The following is an 18863-nucleotide window of genomic DNA, read 5'->3' as shown; positions in this document are numbered from 1 at the left end:
ATCTGCGATGCGATTTACTGACATATTCATAAAACGGCCGGTGCTGGCGATCTCGCTCAGCTTCCTGATAGCCCTGCTGGGCTTCCAGGCCATCTTCAAGATGCAGGTGCGGGAATATCCCGAGGTGATCAACACCGTCATCACGGTCAACACCAGCTACTATGGCGCCAGCTCGGATCTGATCCAGGGCTTCATCACCCAGCCGCTGGAGCAGGCGGTCGCGCAAGCCGACAACATCGACTTCATGACCTCCTCCAGCCAGCTGGGCAGCTCCACGGTGACGGCCTACATGAAGCTGAACACCGATCCGAACGCCGCGCTGTCCGACATCCTGGCCAAGGTCAACTCGGTGCGCTCCCAGTTGCCCAAAGAGGCGGAAGACCCCTCGGTCACCTCCTCCACGGGTTCCACCACAGCGGTGCTCTACATGGGCTTCACCAGCCCGGAGCTGAACTCCAGCCAGATCACCGACTACCTGGAGCGGGTCATCAAGCCCCAGCTGTTCACCGTGGGCGGGGTATCCAAGGTTGACCTCTACGGCGGGGTCGAGTTTGCCCTGCGGGTGTGGCTGGATCCGGCCAAGATGGCCGCCTTCGACCTGACCTCCAGCGACGTGATGACTGTGCTCAACAGCAACAACTATCAGTCGGCCACCGGTCAGGCCACCGGCTATTTCACCCTGTTCAACGGCAATGCCGAGACCCAGGTCAGCAATACCGATGAGCTCAAGCGTCTGGTGGTGGCGACCCGGGATGGCAAGGTGATCCGTCTCTCCGACATTGCCAAGGTGTCGCTGGAGAAGAGCCACGACATCTATCGCGCCAGCGCCAACGGCCGCGAGGCCGTGGTACTTGCCATCAATGCCGCGCCAACCGCCAACCCCATCAACATCGCCCACGATGTGCTGGAGCTGCTGCCGAGCCTGAAGAGCAACATGCCGAGCACCATGCAGGTCAACATCCTGTATGACTCCACCATCGCCATCAACGAGTCCATCAACGAGGTCATCAAGACCATACTGGAAGCGGCCGCCATCGTACTGGTGGTCATCACCCTGTTCCTCGGCTCCTTCCGGGCGGTCATCATCCCGATCATCACAATCCCGCTGAGCCTCATCGGCGTGGTGATGATGATGGACATGTTCGGTTTCTCGATAAACCTGATGACACTGCTCGCCATGGTACTCGCCATCGGTCTGGTGGTGGATGACGCCATCGTGGTGCTGGAGAACGTCGACCGACACATCAAGGAGGGGGAAGAACCGTTCCGGGCCGCCATCATAGGCACCCGGGAGATCGCCGTGCCCGTCATCGCCATGACGGTGACCCTGGCTGCGGTGTACGCGCCTATCGCCCTGATGGGAGGCATCACAGGCTCCCTGTTCAAGGAGTTCGCCCTGACCCTGGCGGGGGCCGTGTTTGTCTCCGGCATCATAGCGCTGACCCTGTCGCCCATGATGTGCTCCAAGATGCTCAAGGCCAACGAACAGCCAGGCAAGTTCGAGAGTACAGTGCATCACCTGCTGGATAAGATGACGGCCCGCTACGACAGCATGCTGCATGCGGTCATGCAGCGCCGCATCGTGGTCATACTGTTCGCCGTCATCGTGTTCGGCAGCCTGCCGCTGCTGTTCAAGTTCATCCCGAGCGAGCTGGCCCCGTCCGAGGACAAGGGGGTCATGGCCGTGCTGGGGACGGCACCGTCCAATGCCAACCTGGACTACATCGAGAACACCATGGCGGACGTGAACAAGGTGCTGGATGACCAGCCCGAGATCGCCTACTCCCAGGTCTTCTCCGGGGTGTTCAACGCCAACCAGGCCTTCGGCATCGCCTCCATGGTGCCCTGGAGCCAGCGTGAGGCGAGCCAGAAAGAGGTGCTGGATCGAGTGGCCGGTCTGGTGAAGGACATCCCCGGGATGGCCATCACCACCTTCCAGTTCCCCGAACTGCCAGGTGCCTCCAGCGGTCTGCCCATCCAGTTCGTCATCACCACCCCGAACAGCTTCGAGAGCCTGTTCCTGATCGCGGGTGAGATGCTGGCGGCGACCCAGGCCAACGGCCAGTTCGTCTATTCGGATCTCGATCTGAACTACGACTCGGCCACCATGAAGATCAGCATCGACAAGGACAAGGCGGGTGCCTACGGCATCACCATGCAGGACATCGGCATCACCATGGGCACCATGATGGCGGACGGTTACGTCAACCGGATCGATCTGGATGGCCGCTCCTACGAGGTGATCCCCCAGGTGGAGCGCAAATTCCGTCTCAACCCCGAGTCCATCAAGGGTTATTACGTGCGCGCCGCCGACGGCAAGTCGATCCCGCTGGGCAGCCTGATCAAGATTGAAGTGGTTGGCGAACCCCGCGCCCTGCCCCACTTCAACCAGCTGAACTCTGCCACCATAGGCGCCGTACCGGCACCCGGCGTGGCCATGGGGGATGCGATCAACTGGTTCAAGGCCACCGCCGAAGAGAAGCTGCCGCAAGGCTATCGCTACGACTTCATGGGTGAAGCCCGCCAGTTCGTGACCGAGGGCAATGCGCTCTATGCCACCTTCGCCCTGGCCCTGGCCATCATCTTCCTGGTGCTGGCGATCCAGTTCGAGTCGGTGCGTGACCCCCTGGTGATCATGGTGTCGGTCCCCCTTGCCATCAGCGGGGCCCTGATTGCCCTGGCATGGGGCCTGGCCACCATGAACATCTACTCCCAGGTGGGCCTCATCACCCTGGTCGGTCTGATTACCAAGCACGGTATTCTGATCTGCGAGGTGGCGAAGGAGGAGCAGCTGCTGCACGGCATGAACCGGATGCAGGCCGTGATGCAGGCTGCCAAGGTGCGTCTGCGCCCCATCCTGATGACCACGGCGGCCATGATCGCCGGCCTGATCCCGCTGCTCTATGCGGCGGGTGCGGGGGCGGCCCAGCGCTTCAGCATCGGCATCGTCATCGTGGCGGGTCTGGCCATCGGCACCCTCTTCACCCTGTTCGTGCTGCCGGTGATCTACACCTTCCTGGCCTCGGAGCACAAACCGCTGCCGGAATTCGACGAATCCATTCCGGCCAAGGCGAAAGGAAACCATTGATCCTCAGCCAACAGCCAAAAGGCCCCGAAAGGGGCCTTATTTTTATCCATTTCATGACCCACGACATGAGTCCATGAAGCAGTTAAACTAGGCCGTTCGCAATCCAGACCGCAAGGATGCCATGTCAGGAATCTTCTCCAGGGCCATAGGCCTTAACGGACTCTCTTATCGTCTGCTTTCCTACATTCTGATCTGCAGCACTGTGCTGGCGCTGGTCATCACGGTGCTGCAGCTCGCCTGGGATTACAACAAGGATGTCACCGTCATCGAGGCCAGCATCGACCAGATCGAGGCCTCCTTCCTGCAACCCATCTCCGCCAGCCTGTGGAACCTGGATGAAGAGCAGGTCAAGGTGCAGATCGAAGGCATCATGAACCTGCCCAACATGCAGTTCGTCATGGTCAAGGAGATGCTGGGCAACTCGGAAGTACCGCTGCTGACCCAGGGAGTGGAGCAGGCGCAATACGACATCTCCCGCGAATTCAGCCTCACCTATCAGGGAGAGGTGGTCGGCAAGCTGTTCGTCGCCGCCACCCTGGATCAGGTCTACCAGCGGCTGATCGAGAAATCGGTGCTGATCCTGGTCAGCCAGACCATCAAGACCCTGGTCGTCTCCCTCTGCATCCTGGTCATCATCTATTACCTGGTGATCCGCCATATCAACCGCATCGTCAGCTACGCCCAGAAACTGAGCCTGGATCGGCTGGCGGTGGAGCTGACGCTGGAAGGGCGTCCCCTGCCCCGCAAGCACCCGGACGAGTTCGATGCGCTGGCCGCCACCCTCAACCAGATGCGCACCCGATTGAACGACGAGTTCAACGCCCGCCATCAGGCGGCGGATCAGCTACAGCAGGAGCGGGACTTCTCCGCCACCCTGATCAACTCCGCCAACATGGTCATCTGCTGCATGGAGCCAGATCTCAACATCGCCAGCATCAACCCGGCCGCCATACTGCTCACCGGCTATCACCACGAGGAGCTGCTGCAGCACAACTGGCTGGATCTCTTCGTCAGCGAGGAGCAGCGGGCCGAGCTGGCGGCCACCCTGGCGGATCAGGGCTCCCTCGAGGACAGGGAGATCACCATGCATGACCAGCAGGGCAGCGAACTCGTCCTGCAGTGGACCTTCGCCCCCTTCTACGAGGGGCCGAATCTCAAGTATCTGATTGGCTTCGGTTACGACATCACCCCCCTCAAGAAGGTGGAGCGGGAGATCATACTGTTCAACGAACAGCTGGAAGGCAAGGTGGCGGAGCGTACCCGCAGCCTGAGCGATGCCAACGACCAGCTGGGCAAGGCCTATGACGATCTGAAACAGGCGCAGCAGACCCTGGTGGAGTCGGAGAAGATGGCCTCCCTGGGTTCGCTGGTGGCCGGCGTGGCCCATGAGATCAACACCCCCATCGGCATCAGCGTCACGGCCTCCTCCTATCTGCAGGAGCGGGTGGCCGACTTCAAGCAGCACCTCGAGGCCAAGCAGCTGTCGCGCACCTATCTCAACGAGTTCACCCAGAACCTCGACGAGTCGATGCAACTGCTGCAGGGCAACCTGAGACGGGCCTCGGAGCTCATCGCCAGCTTCAAGCAGGTGGCGGTGGATCAGTCGTCCGAGGCGCGCTACAACTTCAGCCTCGCCGACAACCTGCATCAGGTGGTGGTCTCCCTCGGCTACAAGCTGAAGAAGGCCCAGTGCGAGGTCGACATTCAATGCGATCCCAAGCTGGCCATCTACTCCTTCCCCGGCAGCTTCACCCAGATCTATTCCAACCTGATCCTCAACTCCATCCATCACGGTTTCGACGGCTGGGACAGACCCAAGAAGATCACCATCAGGGTGGAGCAGCAGGGTGACGAGCTGGTCATCGACTACAGCGACAACGGTCGCGGCATCCCCCCGGAGATACTGCCGCGCATCTTCGATCCCTTCGTCACCTCCAAGCGGGGCCAGGGTGGCAGCGGGCTCGGCACCCACATCATCTACAACCTGGTGGTGCAACTGCTGCGCGGCCGCATCCATTGCGCCAGCGAACCTGGCCAGGGTGCCCAGTTCCATATCCGCCTGCCGATCCGGCAGAACTGAACGCCGGCTCTTGTGAGCCGGCCACTTTGTCCCCATCATGCTGTGATTGCATTCTTAACGAGCGGAGAACCTCGCAATGGCACAGCATTTTGACTATATCGCCATCGGCGGCGGCAGCGGCGGCATCGCCTCGGCCAACCGGGCTGCCATGTATGGCAAGAAAGTCGCCCTGATTGAAGCCAAAGAGCTGGGGGGTACCTGCGTCAACGTCGGTTGCGTGCCGAAGAAGGCCATGTGGTATGCCGGCCAGATCGCCGATGCCCTGAGATACGGGGCCGACTACGGCTTCGACACCACCCTCAATCACTTCAGCTGGGCCAAGCTGGTCGAGTCCCGTCAGGCCTATATTGGCCGCATCCACAAGTCCTACGAGAATGTGCTGGGCAAGAACCAGATCACCGTCATCAAGGGCTTCGCCCGTTTCGTCAGCAGCAACACCATCGAGGTTGATGGCGAGCAGTACAGCGCCGATCACATACTGATCGCCACCGGTGGGCGCCCCGAGGTCCCGACCATACCGGGCGCCGAACTCGGCATCGACTCCGACGGCTTCTTCGATCTGCAAAGCCAGCCCAAGCGGGTCGCCGTGGTCGGTGCCGGCTATATCGCGGTCGAGATCGCCGGCGTGATGCAGGCGCTTGGCTCCGAGACCCATCTGGTGGTGCGCAAACATGCGCCGCTGCGCAACTTCGACCCCATGATCCACGAGACCCTGGTGGAGATCATGGCCCAGGAAGGGCCCAGGCTGCACACCCACGCCGTGCCCAAGGCCGTGGTCAAGAACGCCGACGACAGCCTGACCCTGCAACTGGAAGATGGTCGCCACCTCACGGTGGACTGCCTGATCTGGGCCATCGGCCGCGTGCCGGCCACCGACAACCTCAATCTGGCCGCCACCGGCATCACCCTGGACGAGAAGGGCTTCATCCCCACCGACAAGTTCCAGAACACCGCCGTCGCCAACCTCTATGCGGTGGGTGACAACACCGGCCGCATCCAGCTCACCCCGGTGGCCGTCGCGGCCGGCCGTCGCCTTTCCGAGCGGCTGTTCAACAACAAGCCGAGCGAGCACCTCAACTACGATCTGGTGCCGACCGTGGTGTTCAGCCACCCGCCCATCGGCACCATAGGTCTGACCGAGCCGGAAGCCATCGCCGAATACGGTGAAGATCAGGTCAAGGTCTACCGCAGTCAGTTCACCGCCATGTATTCGGCCCTGACCCAGCATCGCCAGCCCACCCGGATGAAGCTGGTCTGCGTCGGACCGGAGGAGAAGGTGGTCGGCCTGCACGGCATCGGCTTTGCGATGGACGAGATACTGCAGGGCTTTGGCGTCGCCATGAAGATGGGGGCCACCAAGGCAGACTTCGACAACTGCGTCGCCATCCATCCGACCAGCGCGGAAGAGTTTGTCACCATGCGTTGAGGCTGGGGAACAGGGAGACAAAGGTCAAACCAACAACTGCGTTCCCCTTCCCACCCCACCAGCGCAGAAGAATTTGTGACCATGCGCTAAGTGCATCTGAAGCTGGTTGGTCAGCTTCGGCAACGGCATAAGCCTCGCTCTCCAAACCCGGCCCAGGCCGGGTTTTTTGATCCCTACCCACCCGATTCCCTCTGAAACCGGCCTTCTTTACGCCGATTTTACGCTCCCCCAATGCCCCTTTATGGCGCCTTTACGCCCGTTTTACATACCCTTTCAGCGTCAATGATATCAACGGAGTCGATATGGATTTGCATCGACTCTCGACGCTAATTATCTCAACGGAGTCGTTATGAATTGGCTATATCTGCTGCTGGTCCTCGCCCTGATGGGCTATCTGCTGCGCGCTCTTGCGCGCACCCATGAGTGAGGAACCGGATATGTGGCAAGAAATAATCTATCCGGTGGCCTTCGTGCTGCTGGTCCTGCTGCCAGCCCCCCTGCTCGGCAGCTATATGTATCGCGTGTTCGAGGGCAAGAGTCGCTGGCTCGCGCCGGTCGAGCGCGCCACCCTGGCCTGCTGCGGCACGGACGGACGGGAGCAGGACTGGAAGTCCTACGCCCTCAGCCTGCTGGCCTTCAACGGTGCCGGTTTCGGCCTGCTGTTCCTGATCCTGATGGCCCAGGGCCTGCTGCCCCTCAACCCGCAACAGCTGCCGGGCCTGAGCTGGCAACTCGCCTTCAACACCGCCGTCAGCTTCATGACCAACACCAACTGGCAAGCCTATTCCGGTGAGGCCAGCCTCTCCTACTTCAGCCAGATGGTGGGGCTCACCACCCAGAACTTCGTCTCCGCCGCCACCGGTGCCACCGTCGCCGTCGCGCTGTTCCGCGGTCTCTCCCGCCAGCAGACCATATACCTTGGCAACTTCTGGCAGGATCTGGTGCGCTTCTGCCTCTATGTGCTGCTGCCCATGGCGTTGATCATGGCGCTGCTGCTGGTGTGGCAAGGGGTTCCCCAGAGTCTGTCGGCCTATCTGCCGTTCCATGCCCTGGAAGGTCAGGAGCAACTGCTGCCGCTCGGCCCTGCCGCCTCGCAGATCGCCATCAAGCAGCTCGGCTCCAACGGTGGCGGTTTCTTCGGCGTCAACTCGGCCCACCCGTTCGAGAACCCGACCGCCCTCTCCAACTGGCTGGAGATGGTCGCCCTGCTGACCATTCCCGCCGCCCTGGTCTGTACCCTGGGCCGTTATGTGAAGGATTCCGGCCACGGCCGCGCCATCCTCTCTGCCATGACGCTGCTGTTCGTGATGGGGCTCGGCCTCTCCGTCTACCAGGAGTTGCAACCGGATCCGGCGCTCGCCCAGCTCACCACCCAGGCAGGCAACTGGGAAGGCAAGGAGAGCCGCTTCGGCCCCGTGCTCTCCAGCATCTGGGAAGTGGCGACCACCTCAGCCTCCAACGGCTCCGTCAACGCCATGCACGACAGCTTCACCCCGCTGGGTGGCATGGTCGGCATGATCAACATGCTGCTCGGTGAGGTCATCTTCGGCGGCGTGGGTGCCGGTATCTACGGCATGATGCTGTTCGTGCTGCTGACCGTGTTCCTGTGCGGCCTGATGGTCGGGCGCACGCCGACCTATCTCGGCAAGCGCCTCGGGATCACCGAGATGAAATGGGTGGTCGCCAGCATGCTGGTGATGCCGGTCGGGGTTCTGGTGATCGGCGGGGTAACGCTGCTGATGCCGGATGCCGCCACCATCATGGGTCACGATGGCCCCCACGGCCTGTCCAGGTTGATCTACAACTACGCCTCGGCCGCCGGCAACAACGGCTCGGCCTTCGGGGGCTTCGCCGCCGCGGACAACTGGCAGTGCGTCGCCATCGGTCTGGCCATGCTGCTCGGTCGCTTCGGCTACATCATTCCGGTACTGGCCATCGCCGGTCAGCTCTCGCGCGCCTCCCAACAGGATGCCGGCGAAGGTGACTTCCCCATCCGCGGCCCGCTGTTCATCACCTTGCTGATCATCACAGTGCTGCTGATAGGCGGTCTCTCCTTCCTGCCGGTACTGGCGCTGGGCCCCGTCGCCGAGCATCTCCTGATACTGGGAGCGCTCTGATGACCCTGTTCATGTCAGTCACTTTACCGATGCCAATGACCGAACATCTGATGCTGGGAGCATTCAAATGAGCAAGTCCATCTCCATCCCTGCCCGCACCGAAAAGGTGAAGGGCAAGGGCAAGAAACAGACCTCACAAGTCGTGCAGGCCATGATCGAAGCCTTCTATCGCTTCAACCCCAAGGCGCTGTTTGGCAGCCCCATACTGTTCACCCTCTGGCTGGCCGCCGTGATGGCGACCGTGGAGTCCCTGCTGGGCCAGCCCCTGTCCGGGGTCACCCCCAGCCTGGCCTGGCAGCTGACGGCCTGGTTGTGGCTGACCCTGTGGTTTGCCAACTTCGCCGAAACCCTGGCAGAAGGCCGTGGCAAGGCGCGGGCCGACAGCCTGAAGGCGGGCATGAGCCAGCTCCAGGCGCGCAAGGTGCGGGATCCGAAAGATGGCCAGGGCGAATGGGTCGCGGCCACCAGCCTGCAAAAAGGGGATCTGGTGCTGGTGCGCAGCGGCGAGATGATCCCGGCCGACGGTGAAGTCGTTGCCGGTATCGCCTCCGTCAACGAGGCCGCCATCACAGGTGAATCCGCCCCCGTCATCCGCGAGTCCGGCACCGACCGCAGCGGCGTGACCGGCAACACCACTGTGGTCTCCGACGAGATCTGGGTCCGTGTGACCAACAATCCCGGGGAGAGCACGCTCGACCGAATGATTGCGCTGGTCGAGGGGGCCAAGCGCCAGAAGACCCCGAACGAGATGGCACTCGATGCCCTGCTGGTGGGTCTGACCCTGATCTTCCTGCTGGTGGTCGCCACCCTGCCCTGGTTCCTCGACTACAACGGCACCCAGGTACCGCGGCTCTACCTGCTGGCGCTGTTCATCACCCTGATCCCGACCACCATAGGGGGCCTGCTCTCCGCCATCGGCATCGCCGGCATGGACCGGCTGGTGAAGCTGAACGTGATCGCCAAGTCAGGTCGTGCCGTGGAGGCCGCCGGTGACGTGCGCACCCTGCTGCTGGACAAGACAGGCACCATCACCTTCGGCAACCGCATGGCCGACGAGCTGATCCCTGCCCCCGGCGTCGATCCCTCCCTGCTGGCCCAGGCCGCCATGCTGGCCTCCCTCGGCGACAACACCCCCGAGGGCAAGTCCATCCTGACCCTGGCCGGCAAGAGCATGGCCAAGCCGAGCCAGCTCGAGAGCGACAAGGTGATCCCCTTCAGCGCCGAGACCCGGTTGAGCGGTCTGGATCGCAACGGTCATCAATATCGCAAGGGGGCCGTGGATGCGGTGCTCAACTACCTCTCCCTCGATCGCAAGGGAGTGCCCGAGCTTATCCTGAAGGCGGTCGACAATATCGCCCGTCAGGGCGGTACCCCGCTGCTGGTCTGCACCCACGAGCAGTTGCTGGGGGTGGTGTACCTCAAGGACATCATCAAGCCAGGCATCAAGGCCCGCTTCCAGATCCTGCGTCATATGGGGATCCGCACCGTGATGATCACCGGGGACAACCCGCTGACCGCCGCCGCCATCGCCGCCGAAGCCGGGGTGGATGACTTCATCGCCGAGGCAACCCCGGAGAAGAAGCTGGCCTATATCCGCCAGGAGCAGGCCGATGGCCGCATGGTCGCCATGTGCGGTGACGGCGCCAACGACGCACCGGCCCTGGCCCAGGCGGACGTGGGGCTGGCCATGAACGAAGGCACCCAGGCCGCCAAGGAGGCGGGCAACCTGGTGGATCTGGACTCCAACCCCACCAAGCTGCTGGACGTGGTGCTGGTGGGCAAGCAGTTGCTGGTCACCCGGGGTGCCCTGACCACCTTCTCCATCGCCAACGACGTGGCCAAGTACTTCGCCATACTGCCGGCCCTCTTCATCGCGGCCTACCCGCAGCTGGGGGCACTGAACCTGATGCAACTCGGCAGTCCAGAGAGCGCCATTCTGTCGGCCATCATCTTCAACGCCCTGATCATAGTGGCGCTGGTACCGCTGGCGCTGCGGGGGGTCAACGTGAAGGGCTCCGCCGCCAGCCTGCTGCGCCGCAACCTGTTGATCTATGGTCTCGGTGGCCTGGTCGTGCCCTTCATTGGAATCAAGTTGATCGATCTGGTCATCACAGGCCTGGGGCTGGTGTAAGGGGGCGCGATGCAGGTTGTGGAAGCGAGGAGATCCATGGCCTGCTGGTGCCCCCCATTAATCAGCATCAAGCTGACCGACCTGGTCATCACAGGCCTGGGGCTGGTGTAGCCACATAACGGGTGCAAGCCTGGCCTGCACCCCATCAATCTGTTTGGAGCAAGAAAATCATGATAGCAATCAGAACCCTGCTGACCCTGACCCTGCTGCTGGGTGTCGGCTACCCCCTGGCCGTCACCGGACTGGCCCAGCTGTTGTTCCCCTGGCAGGCCAACGGCAGCCAGCTGACCGATGCCAAGCAGCAGCTGATCGGCAGCGCCCTGCTGGCGCAAAAATTCGAGCGGGCGGAGTACTTCCACTCCCGTCCCTCCGCCAGCGACTTCACCACCATAGGCAGCGGCGCCAGCAACCTGGGGATGAGCTCCCCCCTGCGCAGCGAATTTGCCAAGGCACAGGGTAATTACCAGTCCCCCGCCATGCTGACCCGCTCAGGTTCGGGCCTGGATCCCCACCTGCCCCTGGATGCCGTGCTGGCCCAGGTGGAGCGCGTCGCCAAGCAACGCGGGCTGGATCCCGCTTCCCTGACGGAGCAGGTCAAGTCGTCGACACAAGCTGGTATCCTTGGCCCCCAGGTGGTCAACATCCTCCAGTTGAATCTGTTGCTCGATCAGCACAAGGACGCATGATGGCGCGCCTGGCTGGCCCGAGTTGGAGGGCGACCCAGATTTTCAAACCGAGCCGGCAGTTGCTCCATAAGGATGATGATGCGTGATGTGGTAAAAGCGGGTGCCTTGCTGGCAGGCATGAAGCAGGAGCACGGGAATGCGTGATGAGGTTCGGGCCGACGCCTTGCTGGCAAGCCTGGAAGAGGAACACAAGGGCAAGCTGAAGGTCTTCCTCGGCGCCGCCCCCGGCGTAGGCAAGACCTACGCCATGTTGCAGGCGGTGCGGGAACAGGCCAAGGAAGGGGTCGACATTCTCATCGGCGTGGTCGAGACCCACGGGCGCCAGGAGACCCTGGCGCTGCTCGACAAGCTCGCCATCCAGCCACGCAAGCTGCATCACCACCGCCAGCAACGACTGGAGGAGATGGACCTGGATGGCTTGCTCGAACGCAAGCCATCCATCGTAGTGGTGGATGAGCTGGCCCATACCAATGCTCCCGGCAGCCGCCACGAGAAACGCTGGCAGGATGTGGAGGAGCTGCTCGGCGCCGGCATAGACGTCTACTCCACCCTCAACGTACAACACCTGGAGAGCCTCAACGATCTGGTGTGGCAGCTGACCGGGGTCAGGGTCAAGGAGACCCTGCCCGATCAGGTGCTGCTGGAGGCGGACAGCATAGTCCTCATAGACCTGCCCCCCAAGGAGCTGCTCGGCCGGCTCAAGGAGGGCAAGGTCTATGTGCCCCATCAGGCCAAGGCCGCCCTGCAATCCTTCTTCTCCCTCAACAACCTGACCGCCCTGCGCGAGCTGGCGATGCAGACTGCCGCCAGCCACGTGGAGGGGGATCTGCAACTGCAGTGGCAGGCGGCGGGCAAGACCACGCTGCCGCTGCGGGGCAAGCTGATGGTCTGCCTCGGAGATCAGCACGGCTCGGCCCTGGTGCGCTACGGCCACCGCTTCGCCCAGCGCCGCCAGCTACCCTGGCTGGTGGTGCACATCGACAGCAAGGGGCAGCGCTCCCCTGAGCTGGAGCAGGCGCTGGCGCTGGCCTCTCACCTCGGCGCCAAGGTGCTGACCCTCTCCAGCCCGGCGGTCGCCGATGCCCTGCTGGAGACGGCCGAACAGCAGCAGGTCTCGCAGCTGTTGCTCGGCAAGCCCCACAACCCGCCCTGGCGCCGCTCCCTGGTGCAGCATCTGCTGAAACAGGCACAGGGATTCGAGATCACGCTGGTGGACACGGAGAAGAACAAGCCAGGGCTGAGGCTGCAACCACTCCACCCCAAGGACATTCGCCAGAGCCTGCTGGCCATCGCCATTATGGCGGTGACCTCAGCCAGCGCCTGGGGGCTCTCCCACTGGCTGCCGCCCGCCTCCCTGCCGCTGCTGTTCGTGCTGGGGGTACTCGCCACGGCGCTCACCACCAGCCTGGTGCCCGCCATCCTGGCGGCCGTGCTGGGATTCGTCGCGCACAATCTGCTGTTCACCGCCCCCTACTTCTCCCTCAGCGTCGCCAGCCACAGCGACCTGCTCACCCTGTTCGTGCTGCTCATCGTCGGCATGACGGCGGGGCGGCTCGCCTCCCGCCAGCGCCAGCAGCTGGTAGGCTTGCGCGAGACCCAGCAGCTCGGCAACGCCCTGCTCTCTCTCAGCCAGGGGCTGGCCACCGCCAGCAGCCCGGTGGAGGTGCTCAGGCAGGGTACCCAGGCCATCTCCCTCGCCCTGGGGCAACCCGTGTTCGCCCTGGATGAGGAGTACCAGTACAGAGCCGGAGACGAGGTGCGGGCACCGGGCCAGACCGACAAGGCCGCCATCGACTGGTGCCTGGCCCAGAAGCAGAGCGCCGGGGCCCATACCGCCACCCTCAATGCGGCCGAGGCCCAGTACCACCACCTCACCGATGAACTGGTGCTGGGGATACGGCTGGCCAGCCCGCTCGCCTCCTCCGCCGAACATCAGTTGCAGGCGCTGCTCACCGACATCCGCGCCGCCCTGGCGCGGATCGATCTCAACGAGCGGCTGGCCGACAGCCAGCTGCAGGCGGAGACGGATCGGATGCGCGCCGCCCTGCTCTCCTCGGTCTCCCACGATCTGAAGACGCCGCTCGCCACCATCATGGGGGCAGGCAGCACACTGCTGGAATACGGTGACAGGATCAGTGCCGAGGATCGCAACGAGCTGCTCCACTCGGTGCAGGAGGAGGCGCGCCGCCTGCACAGCTATGTGCAGAACCTGCTGGACATGACCCGCATCGGCTCCCCGGACTTCCAACTGAAGCGGGAGTGGGTCGACCTCGCCGACCTGGTGGAGAGTGCCCGCAAGCGGCTGGACTCCTCCTGGCGCCAGCACAAGCTGCTGATCCACTTCGATCAGCAGATCCCCCAGCTCTATGTGCACGGCGCCCTGATCGAGCAGGTGCTGGTCAACATCCTCGACAACGCCTCCCGCTACTCGCCAGCCGGCACCCCCATAGAGTTCAAGGTGATGCTGGCGGATCCCGACCTCATCATCGACATCATCGACATCGGGGTCGGCATCGCAGAATCGGATCGGGACAAGATCTTCAATCTGTTCTATACCCAGCCGGTGGGGGATTGCGGCAGTCGTGGCACCGGACTTGGCCTCGCCATTTCCCGCGCTATGATAGAGGCCCACGGTGGTCGCATCTGGGCATTTGCCGGCCCCAACGGCAACGGCACCTGCATGCGCATCTCCCTGCCGCTCTCTCTCAACTCACCTGAGGTATGATGCAAACATTTCGGGTTTCTGACCCTTCAACACTCGCCTCTGGAGGTTAGATGGCTCATATCCTGGTCATAGATGATGAAGCGGCCATTCGCCGCTTTCTGCGGATCAGCCTGGTCGCCGAGGGGCACCAGGTGAGCGAGGCGGTGGGCGTCAACGAAGGGCTGGCGCAGTACCGCCACCTCAACCCCGATCTGGTGATCCTGGATCTCGGCCTGCCGGATGGGGACGGCATCCAGATCTTGCAGGCCATCCGCGAGCACCACCCCAACCCGGTGCTGGTGCTGTCGGCACGGGATTCGGAGCAGGAGAAGGTGCGGCTGCTGGATGCCGGGGCCAACGACTACATGAGCAAGCCGTTCGGCATCGGCGAGATGATGGCCCGCATCCGGGTGCTGCTGCGCCAGCGCGCCGGGGTCAGTAGCGGCGAATGCCGCCACTTTCCCCAATGCGGCCTGAGCCTGGATACCGGCAGTCACAAGGTCACCATGGGAGATGAGGAGATCCCCCTCTCCCGCAAGGAGTTCGCCCTGCTGCAGGCCCTGGTGTGTCACCCCGGCAAGCTGGTGCTGCAGACCCAGCTGCTCAACGACATCTGGGGGCCTAGCCACAAGGAGGATACCCACTACCTGCGCATCGTCATTGCCAGCCTGCGCAAGAAGCTGGGAGACAATCCCCAGAACCCCAGCCTGATCGAGACCGAATCCGGCATCGGCTACCGCTTCATCGGCAGTTGAAACCGTCACAGGCAGCCTACCCCGTTCGAAACACCATACCCGGTATCGGCAACTGACGTTTCACGTGGAACGACGCCCGCTGCAAATCAGCGCCAACAGACCGCAGCCACAGAGCAACAGGCCGAGATCCTGCAATCCGGCCGCCACCGCCAGCCCCAGACTGAGCAGCAGGTAGTAGCCGAGCCCGAACAGGGCGCCAGCACTGCCTGCCACCTCGCGATAGGCCAGCAGCGCCTGACTCAGCACATTGGGGATCGCCACCCCATAGGCCACCACTATCCCCATCATGGGCAGCAGGAACCAGAGCGAGGCCTGACTCGCCCAGACCAGCAGCCCGGCAACCAGTGCCAGAGTGCAGGCCAGCCTGATCAGGGATGACGGCTGCCACCCCCTTCCCAGCAGATACTTGTTGAACAGGCTGCCGAGCAGGGTCGCCAGCGCCAGCAAGATCCCCGAGTAACCAAACTCGCCGGTGCTCAATCCCAGTCCGGCAAACAGGAAGGGCGCCAGGCTGTAGTAGCCAAACAGCATGGTGTTGAACAGGGCGACCAGCAGGGCACTGCGCCAGAGCCCGCCATCTTTCATCATCCGGCACGCCAGCGGCCAGAGCGCAACCCGCTGAGTCGTGGCCGGACGGGTTTCCGGCAGCCACCGACCGGCCACCAGCAGCAACACTGCCGCCAGCACCAGCAGACCGCTGAAGACCCCGAGATAGCCAAGCCGCTCGGCCAGCAGGCCGCCGCTCACCAACCCCAGCACGGGGCTGAGGGAGAGCGCCATGCCCATCACCGAGAAGACCCGCGCCAGATCGCTGCCCTGATAGCTGTCGCGCAACATGGTCTGGGTCACCACGGATCCCACGGCGGCGCCGAAGGCCGAGATGACCCGGGCCAGCAGCAACACCTCGAACTCATTGGCCAACAGCGCCAGCAGGGTGCCGACGCCATAGGTGAGCAGACCTGCCAGCATGGCGGGACGCCGCCCGATCAGATCGCAGAGCCTGCCCCAGCAGACCACACCCACCGCAAACGCCAGGAAATAGACCGACAGGGTCTGGGATGCCTGCCCCTCGCTCACCCGGAACTGGGTGGCGATCTGGGTCAGCACCGGGCTGTAGATGGTCTCCACTATCTGGGGAAACATCATCAATCCCACCACCAGCCAGCGCGGTGGCAACTTGTTGTTCATGACAAACCTTCTTCACAAGAGGTCGCCATTCTAGAGAGATACCGATTGTCTGATTACAATAAGCAGGACTATATACATCAAGAATCGGACACATGGCCTTTATTCTTCCCGATCACCCTTTCGACCCCGACCAGCTGACGGGCAGCGTGATCGGCATCGCCTCCGCGCTCGGCTGGCACGACTCCGGCCTACATCGGCATCAGCGCCACCAGCTGCTGTTCGCCCAATCAGGCTGCATGACCATGGAGCTGGCAGACAGCGTCTGCCTGCTCCCGCCGACGCGAGCGGCCTGGCTGCCGGCGGGCACGCCCCACAGGGTCCTGATGCGCGGTGTGGTGGCCTATCGTTCTCTCTACTTCACCCCGCACCCCGAGCTGCCGACCAGCATGGCGGTGCTGGCGGTCAATCCCCTGTTGCACGCCCTGATCGAACGGATGGCGCTCTGGCCGTGGGACCAGCCGCAAGAGGAGCAGCAGCGGACGCTGGCATTGTTCATGGAGGAGCTGGGGCAGGCACCCCGAGAGTCCTGGCAGCTGCCGTTGCCGTCAGACCCGCGTCTGGCGACCTGGCTGCAGAAGATAAAGCGGGGCGACACCCTGCCCCCTCGGCTCAACCGGCTGGCCGAGGAGGTGGGTGCCAGTGACAAGACCATAGGCCGCATCTTCATGAGAGAGACCGGCATGAACTATCAGGCCTGGCGTCAGCAGTGGCGACTGCTGCGAGCCATGGAGTTGCTGGCCGAAAACGAACCCATCAGCCGGATTGCCGCTTCCCTGGAGTTTTCCAGCGACAGCGCCTTCATCAGCTTCTTCAAACAGCACTCGGGGCAGACGCCCCTGCGTCACCTCAACTCTCGGGGTGAGTCGCCACGGCGGGGCTGACCTCCACCACCAGGGTATCCAGTGCCAATGGCTGGAGGTTGTGGATGGCATCCAGTACCACCTCCCGGGATGCCTGCTGCTGCTGGGCAAGCATCTCCTGCGCCAGCTTGGCGCTATCCAGCTCGGGCCTGGGGTTGTCGTTGGCCATGGCGTTCAGGCTCAGGCTCAGGCTGCTCAGTATCAGGGTCGCGATCAGGGTCTTCATCTGGCTTGCTCCGGTGTGGTTGAGATGACCAGAGAGTTATTCCAATAGTCGTGCCAACTATATAAACATTTGATTTTGTTTAAATAAAATAAAAACAGATGCCATTTGAGGCATTCCTTTCCATCTTGTTGGTTATTTTGAAACCCATTAGTGGTTATTTTTACCACATCCATTTTCCTGGGCCCGTTCCACGTGGAACGTCCCATGATTTTGATCGACACCCGCTTTTAAACTGAGCTATGGTGCTAGCTCCCCCGTAACTGACTCTGGATCTGTCACCGAATGGAATTCTCCTTGTTCGGCGAGAAGTTCACTCGCCACGCCGGTATTACCCAACTCATGGATGACCTCAATCAGGGGCTGCTCAATCCGGACGCCATCATGCTGGGAGGCGGCAATCCGGCCCCCATCCCCGCCATGCTGGAACGCTTTCAGACCGAGGCCAAGCAGCTGCTCGACAATGGCGAGCTGATCAAGGCCATGGCCAACTACGATGGCCCGCAAGGCAAGGACAGGTTCACCAAGGCGTTGGCCGCCCTGCTCAAGAGAGAGCTGGGCTGGGACATCTCGGCCCGCAACATAGCCCTGACCAACGGCAGCCAGAATGCCTTCTTCTATCTGTTCAACCTGCTGGCCGGCGAGTTCGCCGATGGCCGCAAGAAGAAGGTGCTCTTCCCCCTGGCCCCCGAATACATCGGCTATGCGGACTCGGCCCTGGCGGAGGATCACTTCGTCGCCTACAAGCCCACCATAGAGAAGCTGGCCGACGGCCAGTTCAAATACCATGTGGATTTCGAGAGCCTGGAGGTGGGCGACGACATAGGGGTGATCTGCGTCTCCCGCCCCACCAACCCCACAGGCAACGTGCTGACCGATGAAGAGATTGAGCACCTGGATCAGATCGCCCGCGACAAGGGGATCCCGCTGCTGCTCGACAACGCCTATGGCGTGCCCTTCCCCGGCATCATCTTCAGCGAGGCCAAGCCGTTCTGGAATGCCAACACCATACTCTGCATGAGCCTCTCCAAGCTGGGATTGCCGGGCACCCGCTGCGGCATCGTCATCGCCGACGAGAAGATCATCCAGGCCATCACCAACCTGAGCGGCATCATCAACCTGGCACCGGGCAGCCTGGGACCCGCCATCACCATCCCCATGATAGAGAGCGGCGAGATCATCGCCCTGAGCGAACAGGTGGTGAAACCCTTCTACAAGCAGAAGGCCGACTTCGCCGTGCAACTGCTGCGCGAAGCCATTCCCGACCCGCGCTTCCACATCCACAAGCCGGAAGGTGCCCTCTTCCTCTGGCTCTGGTTCGAAGGCCTGCCGATCCACTGCCAGGCGCTCTACGAGCGGCTGAAGGCGAAGAACCTGCTGATAGTGCCGGGGCACTACTTCTTCCCCGGCATCGACGACCCCGAGTGGCGCCACAGTCAGGAGTGCATCCGCCTCAACTACTCCCAGAGCGAGGAGCTGGTGCGGCGCGGCATCGCCATACTGGCGGACGAGATCAACGCCATTTACCGCGGCGGCTGACTTGCCTGCAGATAAAAGAAAGGCCTGCGATCGCAGGCCTTTCTCGTCTCTGGTGTCAGGCTCCCC

General features: G+C 62.7%; 12 protein-coding genes. 10 read left to right on the top strand and 2 right to left on the bottom strand.

Translation table 11 applies throughout. The features are described 5' to 3' along the window. Positions 1 to 7 precede the first annotated feature (7 nt). The 8 genes from AAHB08_RS13750 to AAHB08_RS13715 all read left to right on the top strand — a co-directional run bounded on the left by AAHB08_RS13750 (position 8) and on the right by AAHB08_RS13715 (position 14987). Complete coding sequence (locus AAHB08_RS13750) at positions 8 to 3088, top strand: multidrug efflux RND transporter permease subunit (protein WP_139437096.1); 3081 nt, start codon at positions 8 to 10, stop codon at positions 3086 to 3088. Between the two features lie 121 nt (positions 3089 to 3209). Beyond that, the gene (locus AAHB08_RS13745; RefSeq protein WP_202047984.1) at positions 3210 to 5168 is read left to right on the top strand and encodes an ATP-binding protein; all 1959 of its coding nucleotides are present in this window, start codon (positions 3210 to 3212) and stop codon (positions 5166 to 5168) included. Between the two features lie 76 nt (positions 5169 to 5244). Continuing rightward, positions 5245 to 6594 carry a glutathione-disulfide reductase gene (gene gorA / locus AAHB08_RS13740; RefSeq protein WP_342059233.1) on the top strand — a complete coding sequence of 450 codons (1350 nt, stop codon included), beginning with the start codon at positions 5245 to 5247 and terminating at the stop codon, positions 6592 to 6594. Positions 6595 to 7031: 437 nt separating this feature from the next. Further along, entirely contained in the window at positions 7032 to 8711 is a 1680-nt protein-coding gene (kdpA, locus tag AAHB08_RS13735) for a potassium-transporting ATPase subunit KdpA (protein ID WP_342059232.1), read from the top strand. 67 nt (positions 8712 to 8778) lie between these two features. Beyond that, a complete protein-coding gene (kdpB, locus tag AAHB08_RS13730) occupies positions 8779 to 10842 on the top strand; it encodes a potassium-transporting ATPase subunit KdpB (RefSeq protein WP_139437104.1) in 2064 nt (687 codons plus the stop codon). Between the two features lie 170 nt (positions 10843 to 11012). Then, positions 11013 to 11528, top strand: coding sequence for a potassium-transporting ATPase subunit C (locus AAHB08_RS13725; RefSeq protein ID WP_202047987.1), 516 nt, complete (start codon positions 11013 to 11015; stop codon positions 11526 to 11528). Between the two features lie 136 nt (positions 11529 to 11664). After that, positions 11665 to 14253, top strand: a complete 2589-nt coding sequence (locus tag AAHB08_RS13720; protein WP_139437107.1) for a sensor histidine kinase — start codon at positions 11665 to 11667, stop codon at positions 14251 to 14253. Between the two features lie 50 nt (positions 14254 to 14303). After that, positions 14304 to 14987 (top strand): response regulator, encoded by a 684-nt coding sequence (locus tag AAHB08_RS13715; RefSeq protein ID WP_139437109.1) that lies wholly within the window; start codon positions 14304 to 14306, stop codon positions 14985 to 14987. Between the two features lie 60 nt (positions 14988 to 15047). Here AAHB08_RS13715 and AAHB08_RS13710 read toward each other — a convergent pair whose 3' ends face one another. Beyond that, a complete protein-coding gene (locus tag AAHB08_RS13710) occupies positions 15048 to 16175 on the bottom strand; it encodes a multidrug effflux MFS transporter (protein WP_342059231.1) in 1128 nt (375 codons plus the stop codon). Positions 16176 to 16267: 92 nt separating this feature from the next. On the opposite strand from AAHB08_RS13710, the gene AAHB08_RS13705 reads away from it, so the two are divergent. Then, positions 16268 to 17056, top strand: a complete 789-nt coding sequence (locus AAHB08_RS13705) for an AraC family transcriptional regulator (RefSeq protein WP_342059230.1) — start codon at positions 16268 to 16270, stop codon at positions 17054 to 17056. Here AAHB08_RS13705 and AAHB08_RS13700 read toward each other — a convergent pair. Next, a complete protein-coding gene (locus AAHB08_RS13700; RefSeq protein ID WP_342059229.1) occupies positions 17022 to 17261 on the bottom strand; it encodes a hypothetical protein in 240 nt (79 codons plus the stop codon). The two genes, AAHB08_RS13705 and AAHB08_RS13700, sit on opposite strands and share 35 nt — an antisense overlap. 282 nt (positions 17262 to 17543) lie before the next feature. Here AAHB08_RS13700 and AAHB08_RS13695 point away from each other — a divergent pair, with 282 nt between their 5' ends. Further along, positions 17544 to 18797, top strand: coding sequence for a valine--pyruvate transaminase (locus AAHB08_RS13695; RefSeq protein WP_342059228.1), 1254 nt, complete (start codon positions 17544 to 17546; stop codon positions 18795 to 18797). The last annotated feature ends 66 nt before the right edge of the window (positions 18798 to 18863 follow it).

This window comes from Aeromonas sp. OTU364 (assembly GCF_038440395.1).
Lineage (GTDB): Bacteria > Pseudomonadota > Gammaproteobacteria > Enterobacterales > Aeromonadaceae > Aeromonas.
Note: the sequence above shows the minus strand (reverse complement) of the source record. Positions and strands in the feature narration are given on the sequence as shown.

Coding starts and splice junctions, on each gene's coding strand:
- AAHB08_RS13750 (WP_139437096.1), top strand. CDS start 8: ATGCGATTTACTGACATATTCATAAAACGGCCGGTGCTGGCGATCTCG.
- AAHB08_RS13745 (WP_202047984.1), top strand. CDS start 3,210: ATGTCAGGAATCTTCTCCAGGGCCATAGGCCTTAACGGACTCTCTTAT.
- gorA (WP_342059233.1), top strand. CDS start 5,245: ATGGCACAGCATTTTGACTATATCGCCATCGGCGGCGGCAGCGGCGGC.
- kdpA (WP_342059232.1), top strand. CDS start 7,032: ATGTGGCAAGAAATAATCTATCCGGTGGCCTTCGTGCTGCTGGTCCTG.
- kdpB (WP_139437104.1), top strand. CDS start 8,779: ATGAGCAAGTCCATCTCCATCCCTGCCCGCACCGAAAAGGTGAAGGGC.
- AAHB08_RS13725 (WP_202047987.1), top strand. CDS start 11,013: ATGATAGCAATCAGAACCCTGCTGACCCTGACCCTGCTGCTGGGTGTC.
- AAHB08_RS13720 (WP_139437107.1), top strand. CDS start 11,665: ATGCGTGATGAGGTTCGGGCCGACGCCTTGCTGGCAAGCCTGGAAGAG.
- AAHB08_RS13715 (WP_139437109.1), top strand. CDS start 14,304: ATGGCTCATATCCTGGTCATAGATGATGAAGCGGCCATTCGCCGCTTT.
- AAHB08_RS13710 (WP_342059231.1), bottom strand. CDS start 16,175: ATGAACAACAAGTTGCCACCGCGCTGGCTGGTGGTGGGATTGATGATG.
- AAHB08_RS13705 (WP_342059230.1), top strand. CDS start 16,268: ATGGCCTTTATTCTTCCCGATCACCCTTTCGACCCCGACCAGCTGACG.
- AAHB08_RS13700 (WP_342059229.1), bottom strand. CDS start 17,261: ATGAAGACCCTGATCGCGACCCTGATACTGAGCAGCCTGAGCCTGAGC.
- AAHB08_RS13695 (WP_342059228.1), top strand. CDS start 17,544: ATGGAATTCTCCTTGTTCGGCGAGAAGTTCACTCGCCACGCCGGTATT.